At 69.0% G+C, this 2,826-nt stretch carries 2 protein-coding genes; one reads left to right on the forward strand and one right to left on the reverse strand.

From position 1 onward, the window contains the following. Positions 1-124: 124 nt before the first annotated feature. The gene (locus tag GBZ26_RS28575) at positions 125-1,786 is read right to left on the reverse strand and encodes a peptide ABC transporter substrate-binding protein (RefSeq protein WP_174441694.1); all 1,662 of its coding nucleotides are present in this window, start codon (positions 1,784-1,786) and stop codon (positions 125-127) included. Positions 1,787-1,953: 167 nt separating this feature from the next. On the opposite strand from GBZ26_RS28575, the gene GBZ26_RS28580 reads away from it, so the two are divergent. Beyond that, positions 1,954-2,733 (forward strand): enoyl-CoA hydratase-related protein, encoded by a 780-nt coding sequence (locus GBZ26_RS28580; protein WP_174441695.1) that lies wholly within the window; start codon positions 1,954-1,956, stop codon positions 2,731-2,733. The last annotated feature ends 93 nt before the right edge of the window (positions 2,734-2,826 follow it).

Raw genomic sequence — 2,826 nt, forward strand, 5'->3', positions numbered from 1 at the left:
AAGGCACCCTCCCCTGCACAGCTCTCGCGCAAACCAAAGGTTTGCGCTGACGCGGCAGGCGGACCTTTGGTCCGCCGAGAGCGGGGGAGGGCCGGGGTGGGGGCAATCGCCGGTATGACTTTTCTCACTCCTTCGCCTTCCACGTCTCGATCCACAGCGTGCTGGAATCCAGATGCCCGGTCGGTACCACGCCCTCCAGCCAGGGCGGGAGGATGAACGGATCGGCGCGGAAGAACAGCGGCAGGTTCGGCAGGTCCTGGGCGTAGAGCGTCTGCAGCTTCGCCCACAGCGCGCGGTTGGCGTCGGGCTCGCAGACATGCTCCAGGTCCTCCAGGACCTTGTCCATCTCCGGGTTCCGGTAGCCGGTGTAGTTCTGGCCCGCCCAGTTGTTGGCCTCCGTCGGGATCATGCTGGAATGCAGGATGGTGCGCGGGATGTTTTCCGGCGCGCTGATCCAGGCGAACAGCGCCATCGACTTGAAGCGGCGCTTCTCCAGCGTGTCGCCGAACAGGACGCGGGCCGGCTCGTTGACGATGCGCACCTCGATCCCCGCCTGCCGCCATTGCGCCTGGAGCACCTGCTGCAACACCTCGCGGGAGCGGTTGCCGGCGGTCGTCATGATCTCCAGTGACAGCCGTTCCCCCTTGGCGTTGTGGCGCACCCCGGCGCGCCGCTCGCTCCAGCCCGCCTCGTCCAGCAGCTTGGCCGCAAGCGCCGGGTCGAAGGCGTAGGTCGGATAGCCCGGCGCGTGCACGCGGTCGAGCGGGCTGATCTCGTTGTGGGCGACCGGCTGCCGGCCGTCGTAGAGCTGCTTGGAGATCGCCTCGCGGTCGATGGCGTGGAGCAGCGCCCGGCGCACCCGCACGTCGGCCAGCGCCGGGTTGTCGAGGTTCAGCTCGACATGCTCGAAGAACAGGCCGGGCTTGTAGAAGACGTTGTAGCGGCTGCCGTGCCGCTTCTCGAAGGCGAGCACCTGATCGAGCGGCAGGCCGGTCTCCCCCGGCACCATGTCGACCTGCCCGGCCAGCAGATTGGCCTCCAGCGCGGCGGTGTTCTCAATGGACTTCACGATCACCCGCTTGAAGGCCGGCTTCGCGCCCCACCAGGTCGGGTTCGGTTCCAGCACCACATGGCTGCCCGGCTCGACCTGGGCGATGCGGTAGGGGCCGAACCACAGGCCGGGGTTCGTCGTGTCGGTCTCGTATTTGGAGCGGTTGCGGTAGGTCGCCGGGTCGGCCTCGAACACCGCGCGCTCCAGATGGGCGGGCAGGATCTCGAAGTCGTTGATCTCGGCGTAGCTGCACACCGCCTTGTCGCGGTGGATGGTGAAGGTGCGCTCGTCCTTGGCGTCGATCGCCACGATGTCGCGGGCGAACAGGTCGAAGTTGCTGTACCCGCTCTGCGGGTGCTTGCCGACCGCCCAGGTGAACAGCACGTCCTCGGTCGTCACCGGCGTGCCGTCGCCCCAGGTCGCCTTGGGGTTGATGGTGTAGGTGACCTTGATGCCCTTCTTGCCGTCGGCCCGCGTCTCGACCTCCGCGGTGCCCTTGTCCAGCGCCGGCAGCTCGGTGCAGAGCAGGCAGGTCAGCCGCCAGTCGGGATCGTAGGCGGTGAAGGGCCGGCGCGCCATGGACAGGACGTAGCTCTTCGCCATCATCGCTTCCATGGAGGGGTGCCAGTTGGACGGGAACTGGGTCATGCCGATCACCAGCTCATCCTTCGCCGCCAGCGCGGGAGTGCTTATGAGGGCGGCAGCCAGGGTAAGGGCGGCTATTCCCGTTCGCATCGCGGCGTCGTCTCCCGTCCGGTGAAGTCCCGGCTACGAACTATGGGGACCCGCGGCCCTGGGGTCCAGCGCCGATGCGGCTTTCGGGAAGTCCTTGACGGAACGGGGCGCCGGGTGTTTGTGGTCTGCCCCATACGCAACCGAATGGATGGGGAGCCCGACAGGACATGGCCGGCACCGTGACCCTGACCCGCGACGGCGTCGTCGCCACGCTGACCCTCAGCAACCCCGACAGGCTGAACGCCTTCGACAAGCCGATGTGGCTGGCGCTGATCCCGCTGCTGCGCCGGCTCGGCGCCGACGGGACGGTGCGCGCGGTGGTGCTGCGCGGGGCCGGCGGGCGGGCCTTCAGCCCCGGCGCCGACATCTCCGAATTCGAGACGGAGCGCAACAGCCCCGAGCAGGGCGCCGACTACGGCGTGCTGATGGACGAGGGGCTGACCCTGCTGCGCGATCTGCCCCACCCGACGCTGGCGGCCATCCAGGGCGCCTGCTGCGGCATCGGGCTGGCCGTGGCGCTGGCCTGCGACCTGCGGGTCTGCACCGTTGGCAGCCGCTTCGGCGTGCCGGTCAGCCGGCTCGGCATCTCCATGGCGCTGCCCGAGCTGAAGCTGCTCCACGACATCGCGGGCGGCCCGGCGGCGCTGGAGATCCTGCTGGAGGGCCGCGTCTTCGGCGCGGAGGAGGCCAAGGACAAGCGGTTGGTCCACCGCCTCGTGGCCGACGACGCCTTCGAGGGCGAGATCGCCGCGACCTGCGAACGCATCGCCGGGGGAGCGCCGCTGGCCGCCCGGCTGCACAAGCAGTTCGTCCGCCGCCTGTCCGACCCCGCCCCGCTGTCGGAGGCGGAGATCGCCGAATGCTACCACTGCTTCGGCACGGAGGATTTCCGCGAGGGCTACCGGGCGTTCCTGGAGAAACGCAAGCCGGTGTTCAAGGGGCGGTGAGCGCCCGCGCATGCCAGGGTTCGCGCCATAGCGGTGGTTTCCGGACGGGGGAAGTCCAGATTGGGAAAATTGCCTCCCCCGTCCCACCGCCCC

The organism is Azospirillum formosense (genome assembly GCF_013340925.1).
In the GTDB taxonomy this organism is placed as follows: Bacteria; Pseudomonadota; Alphaproteobacteria; order Azospirillales; family Azospirillaceae; genus Azospirillum; species Azospirillum formosense.

Bases quoted from the DNA above. Each gene is read 5' to 3' on its own strand.
- GBZ26_RS28575 (WP_174441694.1), bottom strand. From the start codon at position 1,786: ATGCGAACGGGAATAGCCGCCCTTACCCTGGCTGCCGCCCTCATAAGC.
- GBZ26_RS28580 (WP_174441695.1), top strand. From the start codon at position 1,954: ATGGCCGGCACCGTGACCCTGACCCGCGACGGCGTCGTCGCCACGCTG.